The 24,154-nt window shown below is 54.6% G+C and carries 30 protein-coding genes and 2 pseudogenes; 7 read left to right on the forward strand and 25 right to left on the reverse strand.

The window, feature by feature from the left end; all coding sequences use genetic code 11:
• The 16 genes from ELY38_RS13855 to ELY38_RS13930 form a co-directional block, all read right to left on the reverse strand.
• The coding region (locus ELY38_RS13855; protein WP_222845163.1) for a hypothetical protein at nucleotides 1-1,905 on the reverse strand (1,905 nt) is incomplete at its 3' end.
• Nucleotides 1,902-2,684, reverse strand: a complete 783-nt coding sequence (locus tag ELY38_RS13860; protein ID WP_113270589.1) for a M48 family metallopeptidase — start codon at nucleotides 2,682-2,684, stop codon at nucleotides 1,902-1,904. The genes ELY38_RS13855 and ELY38_RS13860, both read right to left, overlap by 4 nt.
• A gap of 9 nt (nucleotides 2,685-2,693) precedes the next feature.
• Nucleotides 2,694-5,306 carry a TraG/VirB4 family ATPase gene (locus ELY38_RS13865; RefSeq protein WP_113270590.1) on the reverse strand — a complete coding sequence of 871 codons (2,613 nt, stop codon included), beginning with the start codon at nucleotides 5,304-5,306 and terminating at the stop codon, nucleotides 2,694-2,696.
• A 1-nt stretch (nucleotide 5,307) separates the two neighbouring features.
• The gene (locus tag ELY38_RS13870) at nucleotides 5,308-5,805 is read right to left on the reverse strand and encodes a TraV family lipoprotein (RefSeq protein ID WP_035557838.1); all 498 of its coding nucleotides are present in this window, start codon (nucleotides 5,803-5,805) and stop codon (nucleotides 5,308-5,310) included.
• 4 nt (nucleotides 5,806-5,809) lie between these two features.
• Nucleotides 5,810-7,297, reverse strand: a complete 1,488-nt coding sequence (locus ELY38_RS13875) for a TraB/TrbI/VirB10 family type IV secretion system protein (RefSeq protein WP_101145385.1) — start codon at nucleotides 7,295-7,297, stop codon at nucleotides 5,810-5,812.
• On the reverse strand, nucleotides 7,290-7,982 hold the full coding sequence (locus ELY38_RS13880; RefSeq protein ID WP_035557832.1) for a TraK domain-containing protein: 693 nt from the start codon (nucleotides 7,980-7,982) through the stop codon (nucleotides 7,290-7,292). Before ELY38_RS13880 ends, ELY38_RS13875 begins: the two co-directional genes overlap by 8 nt.
• The gene (locus ELY38_RS13885) at nucleotides 7,979-8,536 is read right to left on the reverse strand and encodes a TraE/TraK family type IV conjugative transfer system protein (RefSeq protein ID WP_035557829.1); all 558 of its coding nucleotides are present in this window, start codon (nucleotides 8,534-8,536) and stop codon (nucleotides 7,979-7,981) included. Before ELY38_RS13885 ends, ELY38_RS13880 begins: the two co-directional genes overlap by 4 nt.
• Entirely contained in the window at nucleotides 8,536-8,829 is a 294-nt protein-coding gene (gene traL / locus ELY38_RS13890; protein WP_008958346.1) for a type IV conjugative transfer system protein TraL, read from the reverse strand. The genes ELY38_RS13885 and traL overlap by 1 nt, the downstream gene beginning before the upstream one ends.
• A gap of 17 nt (nucleotides 8,830-8,846) precedes the next feature.
• Complete coding sequence (locus ELY38_RS13895; RefSeq protein ID WP_035557825.1) at nucleotides 8,847-9,209, reverse strand: TrbC/VirB2 family protein; 363 nt, start codon at nucleotides 9,207-9,209, stop codon at nucleotides 8,847-8,849.
• Nucleotides 9,206-9,619: a lytic transglycosylase domain-containing protein gene (locus ELY38_RS13900; RefSeq protein WP_045812323.1), complete on the reverse strand. Its 414-nt coding sequence runs from the start codon at nucleotides 9,617-9,619 to the stop codon at nucleotides 9,206-9,208. Before ELY38_RS13900 ends, ELY38_RS13895 begins: the two co-directional genes overlap by 4 nt.
• A gap of 10 nt (nucleotides 9,620-9,629) precedes the next feature.
• A complete protein-coding gene (locus ELY38_RS13905) occupies nucleotides 9,630-10,409 on the reverse strand; it encodes a hypothetical protein (protein WP_035557823.1) in 780 nt (259 codons plus the stop codon).
• Entirely contained in the window at nucleotides 10,406-11,050 is a 645-nt protein-coding gene (locus ELY38_RS13910; protein WP_052703858.1) for an OmpA family protein, read from the reverse strand. The genes ELY38_RS13905 and ELY38_RS13910 overlap by 4 nt, the downstream gene beginning before the upstream one ends.
• Nucleotides 11,050-11,658: a thioredoxin domain-containing protein gene (locus ELY38_RS13915; protein ID WP_113270591.1), complete on the reverse strand. Its 609-nt coding sequence runs from the start codon at nucleotides 11,656-11,658 to the stop codon at nucleotides 11,050-11,052. Before ELY38_RS13915 ends, ELY38_RS13910 begins: the two co-directional genes overlap by 1 nt.
• Nucleotides 11,655-11,963 (reverse strand): hypothetical protein, encoded by a 309-nt coding sequence (locus ELY38_RS13920; protein WP_035557818.1) that lies wholly within the window; start codon nucleotides 11,961-11,963, stop codon nucleotides 11,655-11,657. The genes ELY38_RS13915 and ELY38_RS13920 overlap by 4 nt, the downstream gene beginning before the upstream one ends.
• Nucleotides 11,964-12,135: 172 nt before the next feature.
• Nucleotides 12,136-12,354: a hypothetical protein gene (locus ELY38_RS13925; RefSeq protein WP_127062877.1), complete on the reverse strand. Its 219-nt coding sequence runs from the start codon at nucleotides 12,352-12,354 to the stop codon at nucleotides 12,136-12,138.
• An 84-nt stretch (nucleotides 12,355-12,438) separates the two neighbouring features.
• A complete protein-coding gene (locus ELY38_RS13930) occupies nucleotides 12,439-14,097 on the reverse strand; it encodes a DUF4942 domain-containing protein (RefSeq protein ID WP_127062878.1) in 1,659 nt (552 codons plus the stop codon).
• 169 nt (nucleotides 14,098-14,266) lie between these two features.
• On the opposite strand from ELY38_RS13930, the gene ELY38_RS13935 reads away from it, so the two are divergent.
• Nucleotides 14,267-14,584 carry a hypothetical protein gene (locus ELY38_RS13935; RefSeq protein WP_127062879.1) on the forward strand — a complete coding sequence of 106 codons (318 nt, stop codon included), beginning with the start codon at nucleotides 14,267-14,269 and terminating at the stop codon, nucleotides 14,582-14,584.
• 95 nt (nucleotides 14,585-14,679) lie between these two features.
• On the opposite strand, the gene ELY38_RS13940 is transcribed toward ELY38_RS13935, so the two are convergent.
• From ELY38_RS13940 to ELY38_RS13955, 4 genes are read right to left on the reverse strand one after another with little or no spacing between them, the layout of a single operon-like run.
• Complete coding sequence (locus ELY38_RS13940; RefSeq protein WP_127062880.1) at nucleotides 14,680-15,048, reverse strand: hypothetical protein; 369 nt, start codon at nucleotides 15,046-15,048, stop codon at nucleotides 14,680-14,682.
• A gap of 7 nt (nucleotides 15,049-15,055) precedes the next feature.
• Complete coding sequence (locus ELY38_RS13945; RefSeq protein WP_185858990.1) at nucleotides 15,056-15,538, reverse strand: PH domain-containing protein; 483 nt, start codon at nucleotides 15,536-15,538, stop codon at nucleotides 15,056-15,058.
• Between the two features lie 5 nt (nucleotides 15,539-15,543).
• A complete protein-coding gene (locus ELY38_RS13950) occupies nucleotides 15,544-15,864 on the reverse strand; it encodes a hypothetical protein (RefSeq protein WP_035557806.1) in 321 nt (106 codons plus the stop codon).
• On the reverse strand, nucleotides 15,848-16,069 hold the full coding sequence (locus tag ELY38_RS13955; protein ID WP_035557803.1) for a hypothetical protein: 222 nt from the start codon (nucleotides 16,067-16,069) through the stop codon (nucleotides 15,848-15,850). The genes ELY38_RS13950 and ELY38_RS13955 overlap by 17 nt, the downstream gene beginning before the upstream one ends.
• A gap of 346 nt (nucleotides 16,070-16,415) precedes the next feature.
• On the opposite strand from ELY38_RS13955, the gene ELY38_RS13960 reads away from it, so the two are divergent.
• Together ELY38_RS13960 and ELY38_RS13965 are read left to right on the forward strand one after the other, a co-directional pair.
• Entirely contained in the window at nucleotides 16,416-16,829 is a 414-nt protein-coding gene (locus tag ELY38_RS13960) for a hypothetical protein (protein ID WP_127062882.1), read from the forward strand.
• 50 nt (nucleotides 16,830-16,879) lie between these two features.
• Nucleotides 16,880-17,101, forward strand: coding sequence for a hypothetical protein (locus ELY38_RS13965; RefSeq protein WP_101145380.1), 222 nt, complete (start codon nucleotides 16,880-16,882; stop codon nucleotides 17,099-17,101).
• Between the two features lie 125 nt (nucleotides 17,102-17,226).
• On the opposite strand, the gene ELY38_RS13970 is transcribed toward ELY38_RS13965, so the two are convergent.
• Nucleotides 17,227-17,496 (reverse strand): hypothetical protein, encoded by a 270-nt coding sequence (locus ELY38_RS13970; RefSeq protein ID WP_157826458.1) that lies wholly within the window; start codon nucleotides 17,494-17,496, stop codon nucleotides 17,227-17,229.
• A 4-nt stretch (nucleotides 17,497-17,500) separates the two neighbouring features.
• Between ELY38_RS13970 and ELY38_RS19715 the strand changes: the two are divergent.
• Nucleotides 17,501-17,828, forward strand: a pseudogene (locus tag ELY38_RS19715) (IS1595 family transposase); the annotation flags it as partial.
• Nucleotides 17,829-17,926: 98 nt separating this feature from the next.
• Here ELY38_RS19715 and ELY38_RS13980 read toward each other — a convergent pair.
• Nucleotides 17,927-18,391 carry an RES family NAD+ phosphorylase gene (locus ELY38_RS13980; protein WP_101145378.1) on the reverse strand — a complete coding sequence of 155 codons (465 nt, stop codon included), beginning with the start codon at nucleotides 18,389-18,391 and terminating at the stop codon, nucleotides 17,927-17,929.
• Entirely contained in the window at nucleotides 18,388-18,840 is a 453-nt protein-coding gene (gene parS / locus ELY38_RS13985) for a type II RES/Xre toxin-antitoxin system antitoxin (RefSeq protein WP_101145377.1), read from the reverse strand. The genes ELY38_RS13980 and parS overlap by 4 nt, the downstream gene beginning before the upstream one ends.
• A 212-nt stretch (nucleotides 18,841-19,052) precedes the next feature.
• Between parS and ELY38_RS13990 the strand changes: the two genes are divergently transcribed.
• Complete coding sequence (locus tag ELY38_RS13990) at nucleotides 19,053-19,580, forward strand: hypothetical protein (RefSeq protein ID WP_101145376.1); 528 nt, start codon at nucleotides 19,053-19,055, stop codon at nucleotides 19,578-19,580.
• A 161-nt stretch (nucleotides 19,581-19,741) separates the two neighbouring features.
• Complete coding sequence (locus ELY38_RS13995; protein WP_127062883.1) at nucleotides 19,742-21,235, forward strand: competence protein CoiA family protein; 1,494 nt, start codon at nucleotides 19,742-19,744, stop codon at nucleotides 21,233-21,235.
• Between the two features lie 211 nt (nucleotides 21,236-21,446).
• On the opposite strand, the gene ELY38_RS14000 is transcribed toward ELY38_RS13995, so the two are convergent.
• Both ELY38_RS14000 and ELY38_RS14005 read right to left on the reverse strand, forming a co-directional pair.
• Nucleotides 21,447-22,627, reverse strand: a protein-coding gene (locus tag ELY38_RS14000) for an IS3 family transposase (protein ID WP_127062885.1) whose coding sequence is annotated in 2 segments (ribosomal slippage) — nucleotides 21,447-22,360 and nucleotides 22,360-22,627 — 1,182 coding nt in all. Because the reading frame shifts where the segments join, the coding sequence is not laid out codon by codon here.
• Nucleotides 22,628-22,686: 59 nt separating this feature from the next.
• Nucleotides 22,687-23,067, reverse strand: coding sequence for a hypothetical protein (locus tag ELY38_RS14005; RefSeq protein ID WP_127062884.1), 381 nt, complete (start codon nucleotides 23,065-23,067; stop codon nucleotides 22,687-22,689).
• A gap of 270 nt (nucleotides 23,068-23,337) precedes the next feature.
• On the opposite strand from ELY38_RS14005, the pseudogene ELY38_RS14010 reads away from it, so the two are divergent.
• Nucleotides 23,338-24,154, forward strand: a pseudogene (locus ELY38_RS14010) (IS3 family transposase); the annotation flags it as partial.

Raw genomic sequence — 24,154 nt, forward strand, 5'->3', positions numbered from 1 at the left:
TTCAACCATTGCGGAGGCCTGCTGGTTCTGGGTGTCATTGCCTTTCTGTGCAGCATCCCCACCGCAAGGGATGGGCTGGCGCGTCTCTTCCTGTGCAGTATCCCCACCTGCCGCATGGAGATCATCCATCGGCTTGGCACCGGCTATATCTTTTCCTTCGCCTGTTTCAACCATTGCGGAGGCCTGCTGGTTCTGGGTGCCATTGCCTTTCTGTGCAGCATCCCCACCGCAAGGGGTGGGCTGTCGCGTCTCTTCCTGTGCAGTATTCCCACCTGCCGCCTGGGAATCATCTAGCAGCCAGGCGGAAGCCACGTCGGTATTCGTGAGTGATTCATGGCTGAATGTAGAGGTTTTGCTCGCTGCCCCTAAACTCTTCTGTGCAGCATTCCCACTGGTTTTCGTTGCATCACCCGTACCCGTAGGCACTGAAGCAAACAGGCTGACATCACATACGTCTGACGCTGGAATACCTTTAGGCTTAGTCATGCGCTCTTCCCGCTTACCACTGTCTTTTGTTGGCGCAACGCCAGCGTTGCTACTGTGCTTGCCCTGGGGGCCGAGGACGGTTACCTCATAAGCGGTTTCTCGCGGGTATAGGCCTTGGTGTTCTACTGGCAGCTCCACCGCGATCATTCCCCTGAACTCGATTATGCCGGAACGTACCCGCCACAACGCTTGGTCAGATGGCAACGTCCAGGTCTTCGCCGCTTCGCTCCCCTCTGGCACTCCCTCGATTTCAGTGATGAGCCAGCCGCGATCGGCCAATGCTGCCAAAAGTACCTGTGTAAACTCCCCTGATTTACCTGGGGCTCGAAAGTCACCGCCAAAGGCCGCGGCAACGTCATCATCCAGCTTGGAAAGGGCTGTCTCCCGAACATGATGTTCGGAGAGGTAAAGCCGCTCACCAACGCGGAAGCCTGCCGCTTTGACACGCTTCGCTAAACCTTTCACCTGATAGGGTACTTGGGGAACCACTCGCAAGAACGTTTCGATCGCCAGCTCCTGGACGTTCAGATTCTCAAGCACCTTGCGTTTCTCGCCTCGTGTAGCGAGGCCGTCTATCTCTCGCAGCTGCTGGAGGAGAGTGACTGCGCGGCGCACCCCCTTGCTACTGAGGCCAGGGAAAGCCACTGGCATCAGGTTGGGAGAATGCTCGTATTTTACTGCCAGCAACAGTATGGCTCGCTCATCCTCAGGCAGCTCCCACCACGCGGGGAACTTTGCCAACAGACGCCCGCTCTGTTTATCGTGGTAGGACAGGCGGACCCACTGCCCGTCCTGTTTCGCATGCGAAACAGTCTTGCCAATATCATGTGCTGCCGCGGCAAGAGGGAGGAGGGGATCGGCACCTTCGTACTCGAAGGCCTCATCGATCACGCCTAGATGGTGCTCAAGCAGTGTCGTACTGTGGCCGTCACCGCAAAAAGCATCAGGGTGAGCCTGGAGGTAACCGAGCAACTGGTTAATTAGCGGCATGTGATGTGCCGGAACGTTACCCGACAGCTGCGCTTTCACTGGCTTGAAGTTAATCGGATCAGGATAAGGCATGTACGTAATTGAGAGATCCATGCCCCGGAACTCACCGCGAGATTTAGCGCGCTGTCGACGTGTTATTAATCCCATTCCCACTATGAGCAGAACGATCACAGAGCCAGCAGCCATTCCCCCGGCTAACCATGGCCAGACAACACGCAACCTTGCCAGGACGACCTCAGTGGCCGCTGATGCCGCGTTCGCGGGGTTTATCTCTTCGTCACCCTCTACCCAAAAGCCAGCGCCAGCTAGCCACTCCTGCAGCGTTTCCGGCCCCATGAAGTAAAAAGCAGTAGCCGCGGCGAGACTGTAGAAGATAGTTAGAGCAATAACGGATCTTAGCAGTGTCGAGCGATACCCCATCAAACTCATGTCATACGCTCCAGGCGCTTGATACGCCGATATGTCGGCGGATGTGTCGAGAAAAGCCCCCAGCTCGATTCAAGACCCGTAGAGAGCCTACTGAGAAGCCGGCAGCCTGCTATTGGAGAGGCAACACGCGCCGCGTCACGGTCGGCACGATATTCCATTAGATGCCCTAAGTGGCGGTCCAAGACTTTGAAAAGCCCTAATGCCAAGCGAATCCCCAAGCTCGCCACAGAAAAGTACAAGCCGCTCAACAGGCCAATCAGGGGAATGGGACGAAGAATTGTATAGATCAACCGCGCCAGCCAAAGCGCCACCCGCAAAATGCTGTGCTGCGTCCACCAGTATAGGCTCGCAGACGCATCGCCGCGGCGAAGGTGTGACCTCTCGTGCGCCAGCAGCCACTCAAGCTCATCAGGAGGCAGATTGAGGGCGCCCCGGGAAACGATTACAACGCCACCCGTAAGGCTCGGTATTGCATAGGCCTGAAGGGCAGGGGTCTCGTAAACCCAGACATGATCTGCAATCTCACGAGCCCCTGGGAATAGTCGGCCGATCCGGTAACTGGCTGGCGCCAGCCTAAGCCCTAGCCAGGCGAGGGCAGTCAGGCCCCCACCTGCGAGGAAGGTGGCCTTGGCCAGCCAAGTGACAGTCATCAGCTCGCCAGGGGGGCGCATAAACTCCAGGGGCAAGCCAATGAAGACCACGACCGGCAATACCACCATCACAGTAAAACCAAGCGCCCCAGCGAAACAGGCCGAAAAGGCAGACAGAAGCGCTAGCATAGGCCAAGCCTACCCTTTGCCCTCGGCCAGCATGCGGATGGCCTCCTGGGTGCTGTGGCCCTCCTCGGCGAGCTTCATCAGACGCGCCTGGTCCTTGGGATTGGTCGAATATAGGAAGTAGGAGTAAGGATCGACCACAAAGCGGAAAAGGCCACCCCCGCTCTCGTGCTTGACGAAGACCTCCGAATAGCCGGCACCGGGCTTCACACCGCGCAGCATATCGAACAGGAATTCATCCTCACCGCCCAATTTACCGTTCTTTTGGGCGTAGTCCAGCGAGGGACCAGACTGCTTGAGTACGAATGTCCATGGCGCGTTGTCGAAGGCAGCCTGAGCGGCCGGCGACAGGTCGGTATCCTTAAAGCCCTGAGTAATGAAGCCGGCACTGCCGTAATACTTACGGATGCGCCGGAAGGCGGTTTCGATAAACTTCCCGCTTTTCGGGTCCGCGAGTAGATCCCATGCCTCATCGATCAGCATCATTTTCGGGATGTTGCGTGGGCGCAGATACATGTCCCGCGTCGTCCGAGCCATCAGGAGTGTCATGACCACATTCCGAAGCTCACGATCGACGTTTAGCTCTTCCAGCTCGAGTATGGTGAACTCATTGGAAAGATCCAGCTGGGGCTCACCGTTGAACCATGCGGCATGCCGACCTACGGCATACGGCTCCAACTGCAACGCAATACTCTTGGCCACCGGATCACTGTCTGCCCGGGACTCAAGCCACTGATAGACATGCTTGGTTTCCATGACCTCGCCATGTTTATCGTGCGCCTCAAGGATGCCTTTTTCGATCAACTGGTATTCGTAGTTGTCGGGCTCACCTAGGGGGAACGCCATCTGAGATATGGCATCCTTCAGCACCGGGATCATTTCTGCGATCTCGCTGCCACCTTCATCATCGTCGTAACGCTGCTTGCCTTTGATACCCCAGAATGGGTTAAGTGAGACCGGATGGTTAGGATCAAACCTCAGTTCCTGACCGCCCAGCAGTTCACACAGCTCCTTATAAGAGCCGCCCACGTCAATGATACGGACCACGCCATCACGACAGCGCATGTCGGTAACGAATTCGTTGGCAAGGAATGACTTACCCGCACCCGAGGTCGCGATCACCGAAAAATTGTATGAGGTGGCCGAATCAAAAATGTCGATACACGACATTTGACCGCGGCGAGAAACCAGCAACAGTCCGTTTGCGTAGAGGTAAGGGTTCCCCTGTGGGTCTTTGCGTACTACTGGCCCGTTACCGCCCCAATCGCCCTGGCAGATTGAGGCGCAAGCGCCGTTTAGGCTGGACACCATCTGTGCCCGCTGAAGGCCTGATGTAGGCTTGTCCATGCGTGGGTTGTAGCCCCATGGCAAAGACGACAACCAGATAGGCAGCGAGATATAGCGTTCACGCGAGGCTCTGAAGCCTGCTTTCCGCCACAACGAGGAAACATAGTCCGCGTCCGAAGCTGCTCGCTCGGGTTCGGTGATGATATTGATCCCCGACCACATGCGTACCGGGCAGTAGTTTGAGCGAGTATCGTTGAGCAGCTGCTGGGTATCTCTACGCCGCGTGAAGAGGTGCGGCATCATCCCCTTGTACCACTCGGAATCACTCATGCATTGCTTTGAGATCATGCCCATTCGCATGGTGATGTCATCACGAGCCTTTTCGGTGTTCGGCTTGTAGATGGTGGTATACATCCAGTAGGCCGGCGCGATCCGATCGGTCGCCGACTTCAACTCCCCAAGCATGTCACCTGTCATGTAGAGACGCAGGTAGTCCGGGTAGGTGTCGATGGTCAAAGGGACAACATCCACCTCCCTTTCATTGTCGCTAAACTGGACTGCACCCGAGGACTTCACTCGAATGCGTGTGCGCTTATCGAAAATGGAATCAATGAAGTGACCACCTTCCTCCTCCAGGCGTTGAAGCTCCCCTGGCACCATTTGTGGGTTGGCTATGCGGCGCAGCACACGTCGCGTACCCAATTCGTTCATCAGGGCAGGGGACAGGCCCATAGAGCTGAATGTCCCCATCACCGACTGCCGGAATTCGTCGCACATGTGCCGCCATGAACGAATCTCTTCAGCATGCTCTGGGTCACCGCCAAAGGTCATGGTGAAAAAGGCGAAGTAATGCACCTCCCGGGGATATAGACGCTCATTCGGTAGGAGGCTTTTGTTCCCGGCCGCGGCGTCAAGCATGTGCTTGCTACGGCGCTCTACCAGCTCTTGGAGCATAGGGTCTTTGCAGTAACGTAACCGCCGTGCCTGCCAGGTATTTATCCGGTCCTCAATGGCCGGCGAACTATGGGCGACGAACTGGATAACCGTGTCCGCTGGCGCTCGCGTAATCAGCGACTCGATTTGCTCCTCGATGTCCTTGCCAGCCACCATCAATGGCGCAAACTGGACGCCGAAGCCAAGCTGAGGATGTTTACCATCATCCCGGACACAGTAGTTATCTTCATAGTCGATGTAGGGGAGCAGGCTCGCGGGATCATCCCGCTCAGTCAGCGCCTCGGCTGCCTGGAGGGGGAGGGCGCGATCGCCATAATCGGGAGCGCCCTGCTGGATCATGCGGCGCACTTGGTGCCGCATACGAGTCATCGCGGTTATCTTCATATCAATTCTCCGGGACGATCTGCATTTGCGGCTGAATGCGATAAGGATTCACGCTGGCGTCTTGCCCTCTCGGCGCGATGTGTTGAACACCCGGAGAAGGTCCGATCATGCCTGCCCCAATGCCATCGTCACGCAGCTGGCCATAACTCCAGTCATCAGGCAGAGTCACATACAGGTATTCGCCCGATCGTAGAATGCCGTCATCACCGCGCCATGGCGCCACCCAGATACGCACCGGTTTACCTGGCTGGTAGACAGGCATATCGGTTAGGCCTCCCCCGCTATAGGGTCGCCATTGCTCGATCTTTTCTTCTTCAGCTTCTGAGCCATCCTTACGGCCCTCCATCACTGTTTCAGAGGAACCACTATTTGCCACCGCAGCTTCATAAACATCGCCGGTACCGACACACTCGCTTCCCAGCTCACAATCATGCTGGACAGTGGCACACCCACCGAGGAACAGCAGGGCGGTCAAGGGGATCATCAACTTTAAGCTCATCGTATTAGCCCTCGCTCGGCATCTTGTCGGCCAGCTCGTAGGCTTCCCACTCGAGCTTCTGGCCTTCCTGGATTACAACAGTGCCACGGCGCCCTGATGGAACCTCGATCACCGGGAACATGGATTCAGCCTCTTCGATGTAACGCTCTGCCAGTATCTCCATCGCGCGGCCTGCACCGCCGTACATGCCAACCTCGGCGACACTGTTCGGGTCGATGGTGGTGACAACGCCGCTGCCTGTGACAGCCGATTCAGCACCTTGAGCTGCTGTTGCAGCAATGCTGCTGGCGCCTTCTGCGAAGCCAGCAAGCATGGCCTTACCCAGCAGGGCGCCAGCACGTCGCTCAACTTTGCCGCGAAGCCCCAGACGGCCATCCGAGTCCACGATGTAGCCATTGATTGGAGACTCAAGCATCATTCCAGTCCGTGTATCGACACAGGAAATACGAGAGACGTTGATATGCGCTCGCTCGCTCGACAAATCACCGTAGCCACCGCCCATACCAAAGCAGTCAGCGAGGCGATACCGCGCACTGCCAGGTAGGAATGCATCGTTTTGAATGCGGAATAGCACCGGCTGAGGGTTGTTGCGGGTACGCTCGGCAGCGCCAAAGTCAGCGCCAGTCAACATTGCCACCTCAGAGAACGACCCCATAGGGAGGAACCCAGCTTTAGGTGGCCCCAGATCCTCTTCTTCGTCATCCTGCTGAGCCGCTTCATTACGTAAGATGCGAGCGCTGGACTCACCACTTGAGCCATTGAGTACGATCGGGTCAGCCGGTCCTTCTTCCTTCTGGAGCTGTGGAAACTGTGAAGGAATGACGCCGCCCTGTGTCGACGATTGTTGCCTCGGGGGTAAACCGGCACGGCCAGAGTCACCATCTCGACGCGCTACCGGGGGCGGAGGTACCGCGCTAGCGTCGTCGCCTCGGGGGGGGCGAAGATAGTCAGACGGGGCACGGTTGGCGTCGGTGCTTCTGTTTGAAGATGTGCCAATGCGAACCTCACTGGTGCCATCATCTCCGCTAGAAATATCGGCTAGTCGTGTGCGCAGCGACTCCATGGTTTCCCGCGTTTGCTCGCGTTCGGATTCCATGCCAGCCTGCATTTCTTCGAGCTGCGCCTGAAGTCGTGCATCCCTCTGCTCTTGACTCTCGCGCTGGTCTGCCAATTCTTCATGAGCCTCCCTTAACTGTTGTTGAAGTCGGGAAATAGTGACTTCCTCCCCATGCCGTGTATCCGGCGTGGTGTCCATAAATTCCGGGGGAGGGGGCGCTTTATTGCTACTGTTGTCTCGTGCGCTAATAGCGTTACTTGCCACAAGCCAGATGACTAGGCAGGCCCCACCACCATATAGAAGCCACTTTCTTCCCTGCGCTCGCTCCAACAGGCTCTGAGAGACTACCTTGGACTTAGCTCGGGCCTTGGCCACCCTAGAAGGCTTGTCCTGGCCCGATTCATTCGGCTGCTGGTTGTTCTGATCTTCAGCCACGGTCAACCTCCACGACGATCATTCGGGGCTGATCGCGCTCACTTACCGTGTCCCCTTCCAAGGAAACAGCAACGACGCCATCGCGGTAGAAGTCACGAGGCTCGACTTCAAGGGAGGTATCAGAAGACAGCCGGTAAATATTCACGACATGGCCGGAACCACGGTACTGGGTTTCCGCTGTGAGCTTGAGCGTGCCGCCATTAGGCATTTCAAGTCGGGCACTAGGCGGGGCGCCAGCCGGCTCAAACCCGCTAGGGCGAGCCCCCTGGAAAGCGGACAGGATAGTGTCAGCAATCCAACGATCCTTGGGCCGGCTTTCCCTTTCGGGCTCTGCGGATAGGTCAGGGGCGTTTCGATACCGGAACACCTGGGCATCGATGCCGCTTTCCGGCGCTAGCTTCACCGTGAAGGCCTCGCCGCTTCGCAGCTGGATGAAGATAGAGAACGGGTCGGCTTCGTCTGCAGGACGGATGAGGAGACCACGTTTGCCATCAGTCGGCACAGGGTTGTCACGCAACTCGGCCTCGGGGGGGATAACAATCGTAGAGTACGGCTCTGGGAATACCAGCCGGTTATAAGCATCGGTGGATACAACCACCTTCTGGACATCATCGCTGGCGCTGACAAAGGTGGCGACGGCAAGCGCCGCCACCATGACCAGCCCCTGCATCTTAGGCTTTTTCATTCGTCCTCCAAAGAGAAACCAGCGACATACGGAACGCCACCGCTGAAGGAATAGCGGACACGGTAAGCAATCGGTTCGTCTTCGATCTGTTCGGTGCCATGCCAAGCCCGCAAGCGCCCATAAACTCGCACTGTGCCGTCTAGGACTTGGGTCCCTTCAATGAACAAGGCCTGGGTACGCTCAGATTTCTCCAGGTCTGGAATCCGTGCTTGTAGATCATTGCCGACCTTGGCATAGAGGGCCGGCGTCATCCGGTTCTGGAACCGAGCGTATTGGCTTCTCACGTTCCTTGGGGTCCAAGAGCTGTGCAGCTGGGCATCCGCCATGGCTATCTCAGTGAGGTAGCTCGCATCGGTATAACCAGCGCTGGCGCCCACCTCGACCGGCCCATCCACGACGTGCAGGTTGTAGGGAACCAGCCGGGTTGGCATATTGGCGCTGAGCTGGACATAGCTCTGCAAGACATAGATCAGCAACCCAGTCAGGAGCAGGGTGCAGAACATCCAGCCCCTGGCAGCGACCCACTGATTTCGCAATGCATTGAGGTATTTCATCAGCGAATGTACTCCAATCGCATTGGCCTAGGTGCGTATTTGCCAAGCAGCGGGTCTAACTTGAGCCCCATCCGCCACAAGACATGCTGCACTTGTCCCCGCTTCTGGCCGGCACGCATCTTCTTAGCCATCATCATGAGAAAGATCCCCGCAAATAGGCCTGGGATAAAAAACCGCATGATGATGCCCACGCCGATCACCATGATGGCGACAACCACCTCGGTCATCTCCCAGGCGAAGATGGGGATAGGGGCATCAACATCCTGCGGTATCCGATAGGACTCGTTAGACATGACCCGCGACTCCTAACTCAGGTGCCTGAGAACCAGCTGAAGATTTCCTTGATCATGAAGGGGCCGACCGCAAAGGCACCGGCGATCCCTAGACCCAGGAACGCAGGGGCAGCAGATTGACGTCCAAGGCCCACCAGGCAACCGATGATCAGCGCCAGAATGGAAATGCCGATACCGAAGGGCCCATGCGCCAGCTCTTCAACCTTGTCAGCGAAGTCTTCAAAGTCTTCCTGTGCCCATGCTGGCATCGCCAGGAAAGCGGTAGTAGCAACCAACAGTGAGCGCTCTGCTGCTCGCTTCTTGTTCATGCGGAGGCATTCGACTAGATGAGCGAGCTTGCCCTGCTTGGTTGTGGCCTGGGTATCTACGGAAGTAGTCATTGGTACTGATCTCCTAATGTCGCGAGGACTTCGTTTGCGTATTGCTGGCCTGCCGGACTATTCGGCGACCCAGCGTTGTAAGCGGCCAATGCCGCCTCCCACTCGCCGTAGCGCGTGATGTTGTCGTAGAGAATCCACGTCCCTACAGCGAAATTCGTACACTCATTTTCCAACAACTCACGCTCGGTAATTCCCCATTGCTGGAGGTAATTCCGGTTGGTTTCCTGGTCGAGCCACCATGTATTGACTTGCATAGCGCCTAGGTCGTAAGTGCCATTCTTGTTCGGACCTATGCGACCCACTAATTGCCCTCGGCTGCCGCTCTCTTGAAGACGCACTGCCGCGACAATCTCGATGGGTACTTGGTAGTAATCAGCGATTTCAGGGACACAATCAGGTAGGGCAATCATTGACCACCTCCTAGCGCTGTTCTTCAGCCACTGCCGCGGATTCCCCAGCGCCAGCTTCGTCGTTGGTTTCTTCTGGGGTGTTCTGCGCTTCAGGCTTGGCCACATCAAACGGCGTCATCATCCGCTCAGCGACCATGGCAGTGGGGCTGACACGATCCATCACCAGCCCGACCTCCAGACTTTCCTCGAAGCCGCCTTCTGCTCCTGGTTTGGGGATCTTTCGCAATAGGCCGGTAACTCGTCCCTCAACATGAAGGGCGGTGCCGGCCTCGTACTCGACAAGTCGATCGACAACGCGCCCAAAAGCAGCCATGGACACCACGCCGGTATGCTGAAAGGAGCGCCCCAGGTCCGGTCGGTCAGGGCCGATCTGCAGGTACGCTGTGGAGGGTGGTCCCTCCTTCTCGGGAGTTTTCACCCCCCTCAGCAAGCCAATCGCAATGAAACGATTGAAAAGATGTTTTTCGATGTTGCCCTCGATCATCGGGGCAGCCGGCTGGATGTTGTTGGCCACCAACTCGGCACTCAGGTGCTGCTCACCCGTGTGGTGTGCACGGCGCACAATGCCGCCAACATGGCCGAAAATTTCAATGTAAGAATCAACATCCAGCTTGGCTGCGCGATCAGATAGATGATTCGGAATTCGGACAATGATCTGATTTACAGATTGGATTAGGGCTTCTGTGCTTCGCTTGTTCTTACCAACCTTGAGCACCATCAGGCCAGAACGACCGCGCTCCTTTGGCGTCTCTTTTCGTAGAATCTGGGCGTGGGCGATAAAGACGTTCATTGGTCTGCCTCCAGGTAAAAAATCTCGGCGCGACGGTTTGCCGCCCGCGCTTCATCAGTCGTGCCGTCAACCAACTTGGGATAGATGCCATGCCCTTCCGTCAGGAACCGGGCCTTTGGCCAAGCCAAATGGAGCTGTCCCGCGATCGCATCAGCGCGGCGCTGTGAGAGTGAAATGTTGTAGGACTCAGGGCCGATATGGTCGGTGTACCCAACAATGAGCACACGGCCAGCCAGGTCTTCTCCTTCCAGGAAGGAAGCCATTTCACGCTGAGAGGTAGGCGTCAGCGTTGTTGAGTCGAACTCGAAATGGAAGCGCGCCAGAGGCACAGACTCCATGGCGTCCTTGTAGTCATCCGGCATTGAGGCATGGCGCTGCTGCCAATAGGCCTCGTCGTAAACGGTGCCGCCGTAAGCGTAGCGATCAAGCCCCTGGCCAGCCCCGTAGTACCAGTTGGTGGTACGGGTCGCGTTGACCCCTTGAAGCGTATAGGCAGGGATCACCACATGCCGACTGGTCATCGTGTTATACGAATCAGGTAGCGTTGACGTGCGTGCGTGCTCCAGAGCCGGAGGATGTGCTGCACAGCCAGCAAGAACAGCTGTCAGCGAGACAGCAAGCACAGGGTTTCGCAGTGTCATCAAAGGTTCTCCAGGTACTTGATTACCGCCTCGGCCCTCTCGGCAACGTCTCCCGACAGGCTCAATAGCTTCACTTCAGAACGAGACACAGCGACAAAGGCAGGGTACTCACGAAGACCTGCCCGACCAGCAAGCCTCGCTGCTCGCTCAATCGCCTCGACAGAGCTGGGATCGCTGATATGGTCGTCCGCAAACTCGTTCCACCGAACTTGGGGAACATGCAATTGGAGGTGCGCCAGCACATCGTCATAGTCCTTGAGGGGAACCCCGGTTTCGCCAGCCGTGATAAAGGCTTTCCGAACGTCATTGGCAACCCCTGGAATAGAGCGAGATGCGTAAAAGGCGCGTTCACGCCATGCGCGTTCAAGGCCGGTATGGGAAGGCAGGGGAGCGTAGCGGTACTCCAGGCCCGCCGCTTCGACGGCTGCCTGAATAGAAGAGTGGTGTTTGTCCATGGCCTGGCAGTGCGGGCAATCGAAGCTGGCAAACTCAACCAGCGCCAGAGGCTGATCATTTCCGGCATGAGCGCCAGCAGCGAGCCCCAAGGTGGCCACGGTGACACCGAGAATTCTACGGATGGGGTGTAGCAGGCGGGTAGGGGAAATCATTGGTCGCTCTCCCCCGACTGATCACTAGATTCGTTACCTTGGTGGCTTTCGATCCAGGCGTCTTCGTGCAGCAAGCGCCACACGGTAAAGCGACAAGCATAGTCAGCTGATTCAAACGCCTCATGCACCGATTCCTGTTGCTTAGGAAAGGTTAGCTGCGTCAGTGAAGTTGCCACATTGCCAAACCACAGAACGGGCTGACAGGTTCGCTCAATTCGAGCTTCTGAATCGGTCGCCAGGACAATCCATGCGACCCAAACTAATATGGCCACGCCAATAAGCGTGCTGCCTCGCATCGCCATCATCTCAATTCCGCCTCCCAGCGGTGCTCTCTCATAGGTGCCCTTATTGGGCCTCGCAGGTAGATAGGGCAGCCACTGACACTTAACCGGGGGAAGTAGAGATTTTTTTGCGCGAGTCGCTTTGCTGGCGCATGCCAAGGCTTAGAGGGAGAAGAAAACGACTATCGAGGGAGGCTTAGAACAGGGAGAGCTGGGTTTCTTGAGATTGAGGAGAGGGGGAGGCGCTGCTTTGCTCATTATCGGCTTTCAAATACTCTCCAGAGGCATCATCAACACCAGCGAGCCACGCCATATCCTCAGGCGACCAAGGACGATAAGGAGAGGGCTGATAGTTGCCCAGCGTTTTGTGTATTTCATGAGACAGGAGGTAAGCCTCGTAGCACCCTTGATCCATTACCTTTCCGTTAGGATGTGTTTTCGGAATGCTAACCCAAATGCTAAAGCTGGCGCGATCGCATCGACCGCGCTAGCTTACTTCTTACTGGGCGGGCTTATCAGCCACCAGGATAGTCACGTTTACGCCAGTCCCAGCGAACTCACCCTGATAGCTAGCAGTCCATTCCACCTCCCAGCCCGGCAGTAGATCCTTGTCGAGCATGCTGCCGGGGAGGATAGCCACAAGGCGCCCGCCAGGAGCTAGACAACTCGCTGCGGCTTCAAGATGATGCAGGGCTCGACCTTTGCTGTACGGAGGGTTCATGACTATTTTGGTGTAGCTTCTGGCCGTATTTGCCCACTCCAGAAAGTCGGCTTGATGGCAGCGAAACCCCTTCGCCGCCAGCACCTTGCAATGCAGCGGTGCCAGCTCGACACAGGTAGTCCGATCTTTGGGAAGCATATCAGCAATATGGCCCTGGCCAGCACTTGGCTCCAGCACCGTATCCTGGTCGTTGATCTCGGCCAATTCTACGACCTCATACGCCAAGCGCTCCGGGGTAGGGTAATACTGGTGGCTCTTATGGTCAGGGATGCAACCACTGGCAACAATCTCATCCAAAATCGGCTTGGTGTGGTAGTCGAACTCGAACCACGACACTGCGCCGTTATCACTGAATACCTTAACCCCACCGATGGCCTTGAGCACCTGCTCAGCCTCAGCCAACGCTACCTTATCCTTCACTCCATAATCGAACTCAATCGCCCAAGGGTTTTCTGTCTTCGGCGACCGTGTTTCGAGATGTCGAAGGTGGCTAGGGCAGCGGGTAGGGACGCTGCGCATGGAACCGAGTAAATTGATGACCGCAAATTGAAGTGGGCGATCCATTAGCACAAAGTCTTTAGGCTTGCGCTTAGGCGGGGTGCGGAACTGGGAAGGAATTGCTGTCGGGTGCAAATGCGCCAGCACTTGGTTTAGGCGAAAAGCGATTTCGGGGTGTACCTCAAGATGCGCCGTGCCTTTTTTAAAGACCTTCAGGTACAGAGCGCCACCATCAACCATAAACCGCTTGCCTGGGGTGCGCCGTGCAATATCAATCAATCGGCTAGAGGCCTGCCAGTTTGGTTCATCCCGGCCCATAAATTTAGCAATGACTGAGCGAAGGTCATTGATATGGCCTGCCTGGTCATGATTCACCGTCTCATAGGAAGTGACGACATAATTGAGGATCATCCGTTTGTAGAAACCTTCAGGCCGATTGGTAACATGCTCACGGCTTAGGGCACGGAATATACCGTCGACACGCTCAGCTAGGAAGGTGCCGCGCATCATTAGCAGCTCGGTCAGGGTTGCCCTTACGGTTTCCTCAGTGAAGTCAGGGGTTTTCATCTCGTTAATCTGCTCCCACCACTCGCTACGGCGAGTCTGAGGCATGAAGTCGAGAACATCGGTCATCTTCAAGGCCCGGACCCAATATTCAGCGTTCAGCGCTGCGATCGCGCCTTCTTCAATAAAAATATTCTCTGCGGACAGTGATGAGTAACGTGTGTTGTCGTGCTTGCGATTGCCCTGGATGAAGTAGTTGATGACACCTTTACGATCACCATCAAACAGTGCCGCCACTTCTTCCACACGCCTACGCATTGCGTTGTAGCGCCCCATCAGCCCATCGACCATATCTGTCGAGGCCGGGGCGAAGAACTCGCCCATATCTCCAAGATATTCTGTGCTGTCATGGCTATCAATGGCTTCGTGAATCATGGTGCCGTTCCCTATTTAGTGATCTATTACAAGCGAGTTTCCGAGGTGCCTGGCTTCCTGCGTAGGTGACGCCGACCGGCTGCCTTCGTTATGATGTAAACACTTTAATGCAGCATTACTGTTTACGGCAAGTAAAAATGTGTTCAATGCACACTTTTTAGGGGATACCATGTCCACAGATGACATCAGCACTCAACAGCTATACGCGGCACTGGCAAGGCTTAGAATGAAGGGTCGTGCATGTGATGCAGCTTCAGATGTGATTATGAAGGTGTGCGATACATACGCTAAAGCAGCCAATATGCATGGCGTGTCCAGAGCTGCTGTTTCTCAGGCAGCAAAGCGAATACAGGCGGAAGTAGATCGGGTGTTCGTGGCAGTCGAGGTGAGATTGCCCAAGGACAAGCTGCTGGCGCTGGATGAATGGCTAGCGAGCCAAGGAGGGGCAAGACTAACCAGCAGCGACGCTGAGAAAGGAGAACCGTAGTAGGTTAAGGCGGGGAATATTGACAGGGGAAGCGGGCTGGCAAGCCAACCCGCTGCATCACATCCTGGATGAAGGGGCTATATAGGCCCAGCAAGTCACAAAGAGGGGCGGCGCTCGCCTGCTTCGGGCGGTGCATACTGGCTAAGGGTAGCCTCCAACAGCTCGGGTATCTCAAGGCAAGAACGAAGCTCGCATTGAGCATGGATCAGTAGCGCCAACTTGGGTGTCCACTCAGGAAGCCCGAGATGGCCGACATACTCCTCAGCGACAGGGCCAGCCAGAAACTCAGCCGCAGAGAACTGGTGCTTGAGGTTGTTGCTCTTTAGGTCATCAATTGCTTTCAAAAATACTTGCGTGAGTAACTGACGGTGGGGCAGCAGCTCCTGCGACTGATGGCAATCGGTCGACACAATGCTCTGGCCTGGGATAAGCACATCAGCAAGTGCGGAAATTTGTGAGTCCATGATCTAACTACTCCTGCCCAGTGCCAGCCGCAAGGCTTTGAAAGTGACTGTTGATTGAAGCCATGACCTTCAACGGGTTGGCCACGCGATCAAATCGAGCTTCGCTTGTGCCAGTGCCTGCCGCAGACATTTTCACCGTCCCATATCCTAGCAATCGACCCAAGATCGTCTGGTTCACTTCGGTCGAACGAATGTGATGAATAAATAGGGGTGTAACACGCCTGGCAATAATGCCGTGCCGCTCTATCACGCGATCGGGGCCTATGACGTACTCGTGAGCAAGGCGCTGATAGGCGATGTTCAGCAGCCCCCAGGCGGCCAACCCCATCCCTGCCCAGGAAAGGATGTTCGTCAGAGTCTCTGGAGCGTTTGCCCCAGCGAGGGTAAAGGGGGCATGAGGAGCAAAGTGCAATGCTGCCCCCAAGGGTACAAGCAACCAGTGTCCCAGCAGGGCGCGGTGACTGACTCGGAAGGTGGTCTTGCTTAACATGGGTTTCATCTCCCGGCTGCTGCCACCTCCGCTTCTTTCAGTCGGTGGCTCAATTGTGATTCTGCCGTTTCAACGTGGAAAAGCTCGATGCTGTCATCCGGCCAGCGGATCAGGACGAACCCATCTCGAAGCAGGTGGGTTAGAGGGGTAGGGCCAGAGATGACAGGTAACGAAGGGCCTTCGAGTGTGTGGAGTTCCCACCGACTGGCTGAGCGGTCATGAAAAAGAGCCGCGTTGTCAGCGCCACCTGGCCAATCCAGGTCACAGTCGCGTTCAAGACGCCTAACAAGCTGTCTCGCCTGGCGGGAATTACGCGGCCCGCTCATAGGCAACCTCCAGCCCACACACTTTCTTTACAGCACACTCAATTTCTTGGCGCACCCGGTCCATCGTCAGTAACCGCGCCCCCTCCTCATCAATGATCAGCGTCAGTGTTTCGTTGGTTTCGCGCAGGGCCGCCCTATCAACGACAAGTCGTGAGAGTAGGGAAAGCTCGTCGTGCGCGTTCGCAATAAGAGCACCTGAATCCATAATACAAACCTTAATTATACTAGACGACATCTTTTAACTATGAATATGTGACAATTTTTACGGATTCTCCGCCATTACTAATTGCCGTTATTACTGATTTACGGCGCTGCGTTTGCGATGGTTCGGGATTGTGTAGAGAATACTTTGTCTGGAAATGCTTCGCAGAGTTTTAAATATAAAACGTCGTATGGTATAAATTATATATCTATAAGTAGCTTTGCCTGAAACCATCAAAACAACGGATTAAAAGGGGATCAAAATGACTATCAAGCGTACTCTCATGGGTCTGGCTGCCACATCAATGCTGCTGTTGGCTGCTGGTTGTGCTGCCCCGCAAGGGTCTGGCATGTTGCAGAACTCAGCCGTCAGCGCGATCACTGATGTGCTAGGAAGTCGCAACAACAATAGCGTCAGCGCAGCAGGAGCAGACTCGGCCAGTCACATGCAGGGCGTTCAGGGTTTGGTTAATGGCGGAAAAGCAGGTATGAGCGGTGCCGCCTACGGTGCTGTTGGCGCTGGCGCGCTAGGTCTGGCTGACAAGGGGATGCGAAGCGCTTTCACCGCATTGCAGGGCGAATCCGAAGTCGGGTTCGAGGACGTTGCCAACATGAAACAGAACATCGTCAAGAGCGATACTTATGTCGATGGTGAAGGCCGTACTTGCATTGATTACCACATCACTGTCACTGGTGGCCCCGAGGACAATGATCAGAATGTCACGACTTGCCAGAATGCCGGTGGCGACTGGGAACGAATCTGATTCGATCAGCGGCCACTCTATTAGTGGCCGCTCAGCTTTTGGAGGGCAAAATGGCTGACGATAATCTCAATACATCGCGGTTCGATAAGTCTGCTTTGGACATGACGAGACTGGAAGCCTTTACGATGACCGCCATGCACGCCATTCTGCTTGGTGAGGGAGGGGGTAAATTAAGCCCCGAGGAAGTCGGCGAGAGCGCGGCAGCCTTTGCCGAAGCATCGCTCTCCGCGGCCTCTGAAACGCTCGATGACCACGACACGAAACCGAGTTAACCCCATGCAAGACTGCAAGTACGCGATCGGGCAGCAACCTTAACGGTTTGCTGCTCGATTTCGTTGGAGGCAGGTTTAATTTTTTCGCATGCGAAACAGAGCAATGCCTACTAGGTCATTGACTATCAAGTTGATGCAATCACCTGAGCCGGAAATAGGTCACCGCGCAACTTGAAGCGCCCTACCATTGAGGCCAATCGTTCGGCGTGCTCGCTGAGCTGATCGGTCGACATGGTGGACAGCTCGGCTAGAGATGCGTTCTGCTTTGTCATGCGATCCAGCTCCGCCACGGCGATATTCACCTGGCCGATGCCGTCGCTCTGCTCGCCAGCGGCATGACTGATCTCGCTTAGCATGCCAGCGACGCGTTGTACGCCCGCCATCAATTCATTCAAGTAATCTACTGTTCATGAGTTCCTGGGGCCGATCATCAATTGCGACTCGATTTTATGTTCGGATGGGCATAGCTGGTATAACATCTTCTCTGCTAACCATGGTATTGCTCACGCTCGATAATCAGCGCGTGATCGGCAAGGAATATCACATTCAGAACGTCAACAGCTATATGAGCCGCTTAAAGGGATGGATGGGGCGCTTTCATGGAGTGGGAACGGTGTACTTACCCAACTATTTGGCATGGCGACGTTTGTTTGAAACCGCAGAGCCAACGGAGGAGATGTGGCTACGTATAGCGATTGGCTCAAACCAACAAAAGATACCAACATAGCCATATAAATACAGAATTCAGAGATTCGGCAGGTCTGCTGCAAGCTAGGCAGAAGGAGGGGGTCTCAAACCGTCCCTGTCCAAGGGCGGGGAAAGGCGCTACAAGCGCTTATCCGGGGTGAACGAGACTTCCCTGGCACTGTCAGCCAATGCCTGGAAATAGGAGTGACTGGGGTTGATCAGGTAGTTCGTTTCTCGAGGCACCACGACACTTGGGACTACTAGCGCGAGGCTCGATTGGCTCTCAAGCCAGCTGTCGCCGATCTCCGCGGTCGAGGCGGGCGCCGGCTCCTCCATCCAGTCTTCCGGCAGACTATCGGCAGGCAGGCGCATCAGCGCATTTTCCGGGATAGTCACCTCCAACAGCGCATAGTGTGTCAGCAACCGATAGTCATCAAGATGAACCATCACCTCAAGCATAGCCAGTGATTCAGCACTGGCGAGGTACACACAGGCCTTCCCCTTGCTATTCCATCGACCGCCGTACAAGCGGGCTCCCTCCCCATCGAAGGCCGTCTGGAGCCACTTCCGCTTTACGAGGCGGTAACCACGAACCGTACTCACGCGAAAACGCCGTGCTCAAGCCGTCCGATCAGATCCAGCACAGCTTCAGCGCCAGCAGTCGTCGCCACCATTTCCACCGGTCGCCGACCACCGAGACCGCGCACCGGATTGAGGAGCCAGCGCCTCGCCCGCTGTTGATCTCCTTCAAAGAGATCAACAGCGCTCTTGTAGACCTCGGCAAAGCGGTACAGCCGATCGCCTTCGTCTTGCTTGAAGCGCCCAGCCGTGGCTCTTCGCTGCAATGTCGCTGGCTTGATAACGACATAACGCGCCAGCTCCTTGCTTTCCAGGCCAGACGCCACAGCAAGTTCCGTGTAGACCTTGTACGGGACGCCTTTTTCCAAAGCCTCATGCAGTTGTGCCCCACGCGCTGGAAGACCCAGGGCCTTCCAAAAGTCGTCTTTCTTGGGCTTAGGCTTCGGCCGATACTCTTCGATGGCAGCTTCCATGGCCTCCCCTCCACTCATTTGATATAACAACAGTGTATCAGAAGATCGAAAGACTGCCACTGCGGTTGCAACTCCAGGCAGATCTAGGCGCGGGCACCTATAGCGCCTCTGCGCTACAGCTTGCCCAAGGGCTGCATCGCAACATTGCTTATCGCGTAAGCAAGGCCCCAACAGAGAGTGGTAAAGTAGACCGAAAGAACAGGAGAGGTTGCATGCCCACGTCCACCGATCATAACCAAGTGTTTGAAAATAGCGTACTTCAAGCGGCTAAAGAGCTATTGGAGACAAAGCTCGCGACCCTGCCTTGGCATCAGTTCGAACTTGAGTACCATTCGCCTACAGGCAGAGCGAGATTGCAGGTCCGTTGTCAGCAAGAAGCCGATTCTCCTGTCAGAACCTTGGTCCTCTCTGTCACCTTCTTGCACGACTCCGAAGAGCTTCAGCTTAGTAACATAATGATGCCGCTCGCCCTACGTTGGGAGCGGCTTGGCAAGCGCACTATTAAGGCCATCTTCGAGGTTGCTCATCCAGCCGGCTACGATCTCTTCCTCATAGATACGGTCCCGTCCTTCCATGATCGACTTCTGAAGCGGAACGCTCGAGCTGTGACCGATGACATTGTGATGATCACACCGGAAACTGACCTCGTGAGTGACATTGGCAGTCCAAAGCCCAATTCTAGCGAAGTGCGCGGCTATTCAATCTTCGACGTTCTCGATGAACTAGATGCGGACGCCTAGCTTAAGATCGATTGATGGCGAGCCAAAACTGACAACTTAGCAGCTCACCACTATCGAGCAGGGCGGTTAGCTTCCGGCTGTAATTCACGCCGCCTAGTCCCTTTACCAGGGGAGAGCTATCGAGCACACTCGCTCAGCACAACCTCTCTTGACGCAATTACATGAAAAACAGCGCAAAAATCCCTTACGGCATCCGCAATAACAGGTTGGTGCATATCAGCCAGCTCACAAGGGCCGAACGCGGCGGCCGTTGCGGCTGTGTCTGTCCTGAATGCAGAACACCGCTTGAAGCGAGAATGGGGGATATTGTCCGTCACTATTTCGCACATGCCAGAGGGACCCGACCATGCGCTGGGGGCACTGAAACCGGAATACACCTAGCCGCAAAGCAGTTGATCGCAGACCGAAAGGAAATACCCATTCCTCTGCTTCAGGCGGTACTTGAGGCGAAGGATAGCCTTGGCTACAAGCACACCGAATCTAAGGTCATTTTCCCCGGCCACGATCGGCAGCCGGTGGATGACACAAAACTTGAGTTCAGCTTGGGGGACATCCGCCCTGACCTTATCGTGAGCTTGGGTCAGATAGAAATCCTAGTCGAGGTGGCCGTAACCCATTTCATCGACGCGGAAAAGCAGCAGCGGCTTGAGTCCCGTGGCCAGCGCTGCATCGAAATCGACCTGGGGGACATACCACGGAACCTAACACCGGTCGAGCTCGAAGAGCATGTATTTAACTATCAACGAGCCTACTGGATCGTAAATCCCAAGATCGAAGCGGAGCAGGAAAAGCTACGCCCAAGACTTCAGCAGCAGATCGAGAAGGCCAACAAACGAATAGCACAGGCGAATATCGCAAGGGAACAAGAGGAGCAGCGACAACGTGAACAACATGCCCGGATGGAAGCTTATTTTAAAGCTCAGGAACAGAAACACGCTGAATTAAAACGCCAACGGGAGGAGGAGCAACGCCGGGCGAGAGAAAAAGCGACCGAGCAGGCCGAAATCCGACGACGCGAAGCCGAGGTTGCACGTCAACTCGAAGCTAAAGCCGAGCGGCATCGGCAACAGAAAACCTGGGAGCAAGAGCGTCAGCAACTCGATCTTCATGAGATGCGCCATCTCGCCATGGAACTTTTCGCGTCCTGTCAGCGTATTCATGCCAGGTCTGGCAAGGTGGCTACATCAACACGGTTCTGCTTGCCGATGGCCCGGCACAACCTCGAACGAGATATTCACAAAATGGACCTGGAAGCCATTCCTACCGCGGTTGAGACACGCACGGAATATGACTGGATGTTCGGGGTGCCGTCTCGTGAGTGGAAACTCGTGGCCTTGCTAGGCGTCGTCTATACCCGTGAGAGCATACAAAGCCGATACTGGATCTCAATCCAAGCCATCGAGCGCTATCTTGGGGAGTTCGGATACCAGCCTATTGTCGCTCTTCAGCGTGCCGAGCAGTTGCTGAATACTGCTCGTTACTACCATATTCTCGCAGAAGATCCTGCGTTAATGGCGTTGGAGCTACTTCCAAGGCCGCTGGATGCGATTGCAGAATTCGTTGGCGAATTGGACAATTTCAATATGATTCATCTGCTAGCTGCCAAGCTGGATGAACTTGCGTTCATACCCAAGCCTGCTAACAGCTGGCGCTAATACCATCAGCACAAGCAAAGTGGCCGCTCAAGCTGAGAGTAACTGTGATTCGGCGATAGCCGCTGCGTCCTAGAAGACTTTGAGTAGGAGGTCGTCAGAATTAACCTTGCCCTCTTTCACATACTGGACCAGTCAATATTCTTCGTACACTTGTCTATCTCGTAGCAATCGATATTTATACTTATTTATAAAAAAACTGGTAATGTAGTGGTCAAGTAAAACTGGCCACCGCTTTATAGTTAACCCAGTACTTTTCCTCTGCCTGGTTCGGACTCATAGTACCGTTATGCTGGTGAGGCCTAAGCTGGCTGTAATACCCGATTAAATAGTTCACGATATGATGCTGCCCCTGCAAGAATGAGCGATAGCCATACGTTGGCACCCATTCAACCTTTAAGCTCCTGAAGAAACGCTCCATTGGCGCATTATCCCAGCAATTACCACGTCGGCTTAGGCTTTGTTTTACCTGGCATTTCCAGAGTGTCTGACGAAACTTACGGCTCGTATAATGACTGCCCTGGTCGCTGTGGAACATAACCCCTTTTGGCCGCCCACGGCTCTCATAAGCCATTTTCAATGCGCTGCTGGTGAGTTCGCTATCGGGCGATAACGACATCGACCAGCCAATCGTTTTCCTAGCAAATAAGTCCATGACAACGGCTAGATAAGCCCAGCGTTTGCCAGTCCAGATATATGTGACGTCGCCACACCAAACGCGGTTGGGCGCCTCAACGTTAAACTGACGCGCTAAGTGGTTCGGTACCTCAACATGTTCATCACCTGTTTTCTTGTAGGTGTGCCCAGGCACTTGGCAGCTAATTAGGCCAAGCTTTTCCATCAGGCGGCCAGCGCGATAGCGACTTAACGGCACATCCTGCCTTGTCGCCATCTCTGCGATGCTGCGCGCCCCTGCAGAGCCTTCGCTCTCGCGAAAGAGCTCTCTGACCTTGGCTATTTCCTTAGTCTTCGTGGCACACACAGGTCTTTTTGAACGTTGTCTCCAGTATTTAAAGCTGCTGCGATGCACGCCAAACACGTCACACAGTTTTTTTACCGGGTAGCTCGTCTTGAGTTTCTCGATTAGCGAGAAGTGTTCAGGGAGTCCGACATCAAGAGAGCGGTAGCCTTTTTTAGGATGTCTTTTTCCATCTCAATGTCACGGATGCGCTTTTCAAGCTCGCGAATCCTGAGCTGATCGGGTGTCATGGGCGTTGCTTTAGGGCTTTGGCCATCACGCTCTTGGCGTAACTGACGAACCCATTTATCCATGCTCGAATACCCCACATTCATGGCTTCAGCCGCTTCACGAACCGTGTAGTGTTGATCGACGACTAGCTGTGCTGCTTCGAGTCGGAATTCAGGGCTAAAGTTACGTTTTGGTCTTGTTACCATGCTGCCACCTAGTGATGTCTTGGTGCATATTAGCACCTCTAAGTAGGTGGCCAAATTCACTATGCCACTACATAACGCTTTACTGCAATATCCCAAGCGCGTTCAGCCTCAATACGACTATTTAATACAAGCGTTCTTATATTATCTATATTTTCTGGCAGGACACCGCGCGTTAATTCCACAGTCAAGTCTTCATCAAGATATACTATCCAAGAACTTTCCCCATACTTGCATATCAAATGAGGAATGGAATCAGCACTTGTACAGAATGCAGCAATCTTTGGAACTTCAAAATCATTTATTGGCGGGCATAGGCCATGAAATTGCTTAAGATATTTTTCTCTAAGATAGACCACACCACTACTTTCCATCGCCGAGTAACCATGTTTAAAAAAATCAAACGGTACATACTCGTTTCCTTCTCTATATTTGACGGACATAAATCTTTCTGGCTGAATGCTTCCAAAGTACAACTTCCAAGTAGAAATATTTTTAGGCTTTTTACAGCTCAGCGCGGTTCTCTCGTCCTTAGAAAACGCTTTATAACTTGGATCTGTAGAATGCCCAAGACGGTTACGAAAGTTTTTTGATTCTCTTAGAATGTATTTACTGAATTTCTCAAAGTCAATGAGCCCACTCGGTAATCCCCCCGAAAAACCAGGGTGCTCAAAAGTAGAATTTTCCGTAAGCTAAACGCAGGGAGATTCTGCATGAAAAAATCACGTTTTTCTGACAGCCAAATACTGTCAATCCTCAAGCAAGCCGAAGGCGGTGCCCCGGTTCCGGAGCTATGTCGTGAGCACGGTATGAGCAGCGCGACCTTCTATAAGTGGCGAGCTAAATTCGGTGGTATGGATGCGTCCATGATGGCACGGCTAAAAGAGCTAGAGGATGAAAACCGACGGCTCAAGAAGATGTATGCCGAGGAACGATTGAAAGCGGATATCCTCAAGGAAGCCATCGAAAAAAAGTGGTGAAGCCGTCTCGTCGCCGTGAGATGGCGCAGAAAGCCGTCATGGAAAAGCACGTCAGCATCCGCCTAGCCTGCTGGATGTTTAGCATCAGTGAAAATTGCTATCGATACCAAGCGAAGCTCCGCGGCGAGAACGATCAAATCGCCGACTGGTTGATCACGCTGACGCATAACCAGAGAAACTGGGGCTTTGGCTTGTGCTTCCTGCACCTACGTAATGTGAAAGGCTTTCGTTGGAACCATAAGCGGGTCTACCGGATTTACCGAGAGTTGGAGCTGAATCTTCGGATCAAACCGAAGAAACGGTTAATCCGCGAGAAGCCTGAACCTTTAGCGGTGCCTGAAACGATTAATGACAGCTGGTCTATGGATTTTATGCATGACCAACTGAGCGACGGTCGTCGCTACCGTCTACTGAATGTGATCGACGACTTTAACCGAGAAGGTCTTGGTATCGAAGTAGACATCTCGTTGCCTACTGAACGAGTTATCCGGGCGCTAGACCAGATCATTGAATGGCGTGGTAAGCCGCACTCTATTCGTTGTGACAACGG

The organism is Vreelandella nanhaiensis (assembly GCF_003990185.1).
GTDB classification, from domain to species: Bacteria; Pseudomonadota; Gammaproteobacteria; order Pseudomonadales; family Halomonadaceae; genus Vreelandella; species Vreelandella nanhaiensis.